We start from the raw sequence: 5924 nt of genomic DNA, 5'->3' as shown, positions 1-5924 counted from the left end.
TCACCCGCTCCCGCCTCGGACGACTCGTCCGCCAAGGCATCCTCACCCAGCCCGGACGCGGCCAATACGAGAAACGGACTTAACGTCCTCTCAGATAGCTGAGTACGTCACCGAAGAAGCCCACCGAGCGATTGCTGAGCCGGGCTCGCCGGGCCACCAGCATCCGAGAACCGAACGAACGCTCGAAGAGCCGTGCCGAGTATCCGAGGGCGGAGACCAGGACGTCGTTCAGTCCCTTGGCGTCGCCACCGAGTTCGTTCGTGAGAAGGTCCACGAGATCGTCCCGCTCCGGGACCGGAAACGTGCCGGCCTCCCTGGGCGCCTGCGCCATCGCCCAGGCGGTCAGAGCACGGGCAGCCAGCCGGGGAAGGGCGTCGCCCTCGGCGGGCGCGGCAACGACGGCCTGGCGCAATTCCTGGGCGGCCAGCAGGGCGGCGACCCCCTCGGTGACTGAGGGGCTGGACACGAAGGCCCGCCACACGTCACGCACCGCGTCGGACGCCCCCAACCGGGACAGCACTCCCAGGAGCTGGTCGCCACTGGAGATCACGCCCGGGGTGAAGAGGGCGGGGGCCCCGGAACCGGACGGCTTCCCCGACATGGCGTAGACGCCGAGCTCGGCGAACGGATCGGCGTACAGCATCGCCCAGCGCAGCCGGTCCTCGTCCGTTTCGCTACCGCCCTCGAAGCCGTCGGAGGGCAGCGGGTACGGCCCGGCTGCCACCATCCCGGATTCCGCTGTTTCGGCTCCTGCCTCCTCGGCCGTTGCCAGGTACTCCGGGTATCCGGGTATCGATACGCCGCCCGCCCTCAGGTACGACCCGAGTGCGGAGCCCCAGTCGCAGGGTTCGACACGTACGTCGGGGCGGACGCGGGCCAGGCCGTTCCGTATCCCCTCCAGCGCCTGGGTGTAGGACGGCTCGCGTACGCCCGTACCGTGTACGAATAAAACCGTGACCATCTTCCTGGCCCCCCGTTCAAACTAGCCCGCAACGCGGGTCACTTGGTGATTCTAACGGGGCTCGTGACGGCGTGCAGCAGGGTCGAAGCGCCTCTCAGGTCACGCGTCGCGCAGCCTGAAGACCGCCGCGCCCGCCAGCGGCGCCGCCGCCCAGGCGGCCGCAGGACACCGAGGGCCCGGCGCAAGGCCGGCTCTCCCCTGCCGCAGGAGATCACCCCGGGTCCTCGCCCTGCGGATGGCGTGCACGCCCCCGCCTCGCGGCGAGGCGCCGCGGGGCGGGGCGGGGGCGGCTGCGGGGTTTCGGGCTCTCAGCGCCTGGTGCGTTCGCCAAGGTTGAGGAGGGTGTAGAGGAGGAGGGAGGAGGCGAGGCCGACGGCCCAGCCGTAGTCGGCGAGGGGTTTGAGGACGGGGATGAGGCCGTCGGTGGGGAAGGGGCCCTGTGCGGTGCCGTTGGCGTCGATAGTGGAGTAGGAGCCGCCGATGGCGAGGACGCCGCCGACGAGGAGGGCCAGGACGGCGCGAAGGTTCCAGCCACCCGTGTACCAGTAACGGCCGGCAGGGCTGTACAGCTCGTCCAGGGCGAGTTGGGTGCGGCGGATCAGCCAGTAGTCGGCGATCAGGATGCCCGCGACGGTGCCGAGCAGGCCGCCGACGACGCCCAGCCAGGTGAAGATGTAGACGTGCGGGTTGGCGATCAGTCGCCACGGCATGATGGCGATCCCGACCACGCCCGTGATCAGCGCGCCGGTACGGAAGTTGATGAAGCGCGGGACCAGGTTGGCGAGGTCGTACGCCGGGCTGACGACGTTGGCCGCGATGTTCACCGACAGGGTGGCGACCAAAACCACGAGCAGGGCGAAGAGCGTCCCCGCGACGCTGTCCATCTTCGCGGCGAGCGCGATCGGGTCCCAGATCGGGACGCCGTAGACCGCCTGCGAGCCCGAGGTGACCAGCACCGAGAGCAGCGCGAACAGCGTCATGGTGGTGGGCAGACCCAGGGCCTGACCACGCATTTGGGCGCGCTGGCTGCCGCCGAAACGGGTGAAGTCCGGAATGTTGAGCGACAGCGTGGACCAGAACCCGATCATGCCCATCAGAGCCGGGAAGAACACCTTCCAGAAACCGCTTCCCCACCCCAGCGCCGACGGCTGCGACAGCAGCGGACCGAACCCACCCGCCTTCACCGCGATCCACACCAGCAACGCCAGCGCGCCCACGATCACGAACGGCGCGGCCCAGTTCTCGAACCGACGCAGGGTCTCCATGCCCCGCGCGATCACCGCGATCTCCAGCGCCCAGAACAGACCAAACGACAGCCACAGTGTCCACGGCTGCCCGGCAACCTGACCAGCGCTCTGCCAACCGCTGCCGAAGAGCTTCCCGGCCAGCAGGAAGATCCCCTCGCCGCCGATCCAGGTCTGGATACCGAACCAGGCACACGCCACCGCCGCCCGAATCAGCGCCGGCAGATTCGCACCCCGCATCCCGAACGACGCCCGCGCGAACACCGGGAACGGAATCCCGTACTTCGTCCCCGCATGCCCCGTGAGCAGCATCGGCACCAGCACAATGAGGTTGGCCAGCGCTATGGTGAGGACCGCCTGCTTCCAGTCCATGCCGAGCGCGACCAGACCGGAGGCCAGGGTCCAGGACGGGATGTTATGAGCCATTCCCACCCAAAGACTCAAATAGTTGTAAACACCCCAGGTACGTCTCTCGACGGGCACCGGCGCCAGGTCGTCGTTGGCGAACCGGGCGTCGTCCAGGACGACCCCCTCGGCGAGGGCGACGCGGCCATCAGGATAGGTCTGCTGGATCGTGGACGTGTCGGGTATTGACGGTGCGCTGGAGGACATGAAGCCACCTCGGTTCGCGGAGTCCGGTGCGGGGGAACGTGCCCTCCCCGAGAGCTCGACACCGGGCCCTCGGGGTCATACGACGGAACGGGACGACAGTCATCCCCTGATGCTGCTCGCAGAAAAGGAGCCAAGGCCGCAGGCACCGGCTCAGCCAGATGCAACAGCAGCAGCCCACGGCGACAGGCCGAACCCGGACGAACCGGACCCTGCACCTCCCGCCCGACGAGCACCCCCACGAACCCGCAGGTCAGCGCCCCGCGCCCATGTTCGTGTTTTCTCTTGCGCGATACAGAGGGCGGCGAAGTTGTACGTCGTCGAGTTGCGCCGCTCCAGGGGAACGGGCAACAGGTCCTCATTGATGAAGCGGTTGTCCACGGGGACGGCTCCGGGGACGAGTTCCACCCGGTCCGGCGGCGCGGATATGCGGTCCTGCGGTGGGATCGGTGGAGTGGGTGGGACGGTGGACGTCATGGCGGCTGAACCCTTCGCTCGGGAGCGGTGCCGTGCGGGCTGGGGAGGGGGCGCGTACAGCCGTGGGGGGAGGCGCGGGTTACGCGGACAGGGCGGGGATGATCTCGGAGCCGTACGCGTCGATCGTCGCTTCGCGCGCATCGTGCATGTTGTAGACCGCGAACTGGTCGACGCCCAGGTCGCGCAGCGCCCGGAGTTTCTCGATGTGTGCCTCGGCGGGGCCGAGAAGGCAGAACCGGTCGACGATCTCGTCGGGGACGAAGGCGGTGTCCGGATTTCCGGCGCGCCCGTGGTGGCTGTAGTCGTACCCGGCACGCCCCGCGATGTACTCGGTCAGCGCCTCGGGTACCAGGCCGGAGTGTTCGCCGTACCGGGACACCAGGTCCGCGACATGGTTGCCGACCATGCCGCCGAACCAGCGGCACTGCTCGCGGGCGTGGTCGAGGTCGTCGCCCACGTAGGCGGGGGCGGCGACGCAGATGGTCACGGAGTCCGGGTCGCGGCCCGCCTCCGCCGCCGCGTCCCGTACGGCCTTGATCATCCATTCGGTGAGGAACGGGTCGGCGAGCTGCAGGATGAATCCGTCGGCCTTCTGTCCGGCGAGGGAGAGCGCCTTCGGACCGTACGCGGCCATCCAGACAGGCAGTCTGCCGTCCTTGACCCACGGGATCTGGACCGGCTGCCCGTCGACGGTCGCCTCCCGGCCCTCGGCGAGGTCGCGGATGACGTCGATGGCCTCGCCGAGGCGGGCCAGGGTGTTGGGCTTGCGTCCGGCGACTCGCATCGCGGAGTCGCCGCGGCCGATGCCGCAGACGGTGCGGTTGCCGTACATGTCGTTGAGGGTGGCGAAGGTGGAGGCGGTGACCTCCCAGGTGCGGGTGCCCGGGTTGGTGACCATCGGGCCGACGATAAGGCGTTCGGTGTGTTCGAGGATCCGGCTGTAGATGACGAACGGTTCCTGCCAGAGCACCGCCGAGTCGAAGGTCCAGCCGTAGCGGAACCCGTTGCGTTCGGCGCGGCGCATCAGGCCCACGACGGCCGAGGCGGGCGGGTCGGTCTGGAGGACGAGTCCGAAGTCCATGGCAGGTGCTCCTAGTCCAGGTACTGACTGGTGGCGCGCAGGGTGTACATGCCGTGGCCGGCGCGCCCGGTGAACTTCCGCCGGTCGATGACGACTTCGCCGCGCGAGAGGACGGTCTCGGCCTGTCCGGTGATCCGCCTGCCCTCGTACGCCGAGTAGTCGACGTTCATGTGGTGGGTCTCGGCGGAGAGGGTCTGCTCGGCGTGCGGGTCGTAGATGACGACATCGGCGTCGGCGCCCGGGGCGATGGTGCCCTTCTTCGGGTAGAGGCCGAACATCCGGGCCGGGGAGGCGCAGGCGATCTCAATCCAGCGGCGGCGGGAGATGTGGCCGTCCACGACCGCCTGATGGAGGAGGTCCATCCGGTTCTCCACGCCGGGCATGCCGTTCGGGATCTTCGAGAAGTCGCCGCGCCCCATCTCCTTCTGGCCGGAGAAGCAGAACGGGCAGTGGTCGGTGGAGACGACCTGGAGCTCGTTGTTCCGCAGGCCGCGCCAGAGCGCCTCCTGGTGCTCCTTGGGCCGCAGCGGGGTGGAGCAGACGCACTTCGCGCCCTCGAAGTCCGGCTCGGCGAGGTTGTTGGTGGAGAGGAAGAGGTACTGCGGGCACGTCTCGCCGAAGACCGGAAGTCCCTTGTGGCGGGCGGCCGCCAGCTCGGCAACGGCCTCGTCGGCGGAGACGTGCACGACATACAGCGGGGATCCGGCGACACGGGCGAGCTGGATGGCACGGTGAGTGGCCTCGGCCTCCAGGGCCACGTTGCGGACGTCACCGTGGTAGCGCGGGTCGGTGCGGCCCGCGGCCAGTGCCTGTTCGACGAGGACGTCGATCGCGATGCCGTTCTCGGCGTGCACCATGATCAGCCCGCCGTTCCCTGCGGCCCGTTGCATGGCGCGCAGGATCTGGCCGTCGTCGCTGTAGAAGACACCGGGGTACGCCATGAACAGCTTGAAACGTGTGCGAGTGCGCCCTCCGGCATCGTGACGTTTCCATCGACCACATCGCGTCTCGGGGGGCTGCTGAGGCGCGGGTCGAAGGTGCCGGTGATGTCGAGGTCCGGCAGCCCGTACAGGGGGGGAACCAGTGTGCCGTCGTGCTCGCCCAGTGCGCATACCGCCCTCTCCCAAACTCCGGTCGTCAGGTACTCAAGCGCACGCTGGTAGAGGCTCTGGGGGCGCTGCCCTTGAGTGACGTGCTCCGGGAGATCCTTCCACATCAGGCCGTGCCGAACCTTGTACAGCGACGCCTCGAACGCGAGTCGCGGGGGGACAATCCTGGACTGCTTTTTGGGCCTTGGGAAGAGGTCCTCTACACACGCCCACTGCTCGTCGGTGAGTACCGGCGGCACCAAGCGCCCTCGGTCGTTGAACCAGGTCTCGAAGCGGCAACCCGCGTTGCGTAGGGCTCCGGGCACCGTACTGGTCACGACTACTTGGACGTCGAGGAGTTCGAGGAGATTGAATCGTTCCGGGTTTGACCGAGGCTCGATCTCTTGGAAGGATCGGGATCGTTATGTCGAAGCCATACCCGAAGGAAGTCCGTGAACGGGCCG

General features: G+C 68.5%; 4 protein-coding genes and 1 pseudogene. All 5 read right to left on the bottom strand.

What is annotated here, in order from left to right; genetic code table 11:
* Positions 1-79 precede the first annotated feature (79 nt).
* Complete coding sequence (locus tag ACWD6R_RS39530) at positions 80-961, bottom strand: hypothetical protein (RefSeq protein WP_451823181.1); 882 nt, start codon at positions 959-961, stop codon at positions 80-82.
* A 308-nt stretch (positions 962-1269) separates the two neighbouring features.
* Complete coding sequence (locus ACWD6R_RS39525; RefSeq protein WP_451823180.1) at positions 1270-2817, bottom strand: NCS1 family nucleobase:cation symporter-1; 1548 nt, start codon at positions 2815-2817, stop codon at positions 1270-1272.
* Positions 2818-3370: 553 nt separating this feature from the next.
* On the bottom strand, positions 3371-4372 hold the full coding sequence (locus ACWD6R_RS39520; RefSeq protein ID WP_451823179.1) for a TIGR03842 family LLM class F420-dependent oxidoreductase: 1002 nt from the start codon (positions 4370-4372) through the stop codon (positions 3371-3373).
* 11 nt (positions 4373-4383) lie between these two features.
* Positions 4384-5331 (bottom strand): annotated as a pseudogene (locus ACWD6R_RS39515) (amidohydrolase family protein); the annotation flags it as partial.
* Complete coding sequence (locus ACWD6R_RS39510; RefSeq protein ID WP_451823182.1) at positions 5232-5720, bottom strand: transposase; 489 nt, start codon at positions 5718-5720, stop codon at positions 5232-5234. The pseudogene ACWD6R_RS39515 and the gene ACWD6R_RS39510, both read right to left, overlap by 100 nt.
* Positions 5721-5924: the final 204 nt, after the last annotated feature.

It is taken from the genome of Streptomyces sp. NPDC005151 (assembly GCF_053599875.1).
Note: the sequence above shows the minus strand (reverse complement) of the source record. Positions and strands in the feature narration are given on the sequence as shown.

Bases quoted from the DNA above. Each gene is read 5' to 3' on its own strand.
- ACWD6R_RS39520 (WP_451823179.1), bottom strand. From the start codon at position 4,372: ATGGACTTCGGACTCGTCCTCCAGACCGACCCGCCCGCCTCGGCCGTC.
- ACWD6R_RS39530 (WP_451823181.1), bottom strand. From the start codon at position 961: ATGGTCACGGTTTTATTCGTACACGGTACGGGCGTACGCGAGCCGTCC.
- ACWD6R_RS39525 (WP_451823180.1), bottom strand. From the start codon at position 2,817: ATGTCCTCCAGCGCACCGTCAATACCCGACACGTCCACGATCCAGCAG.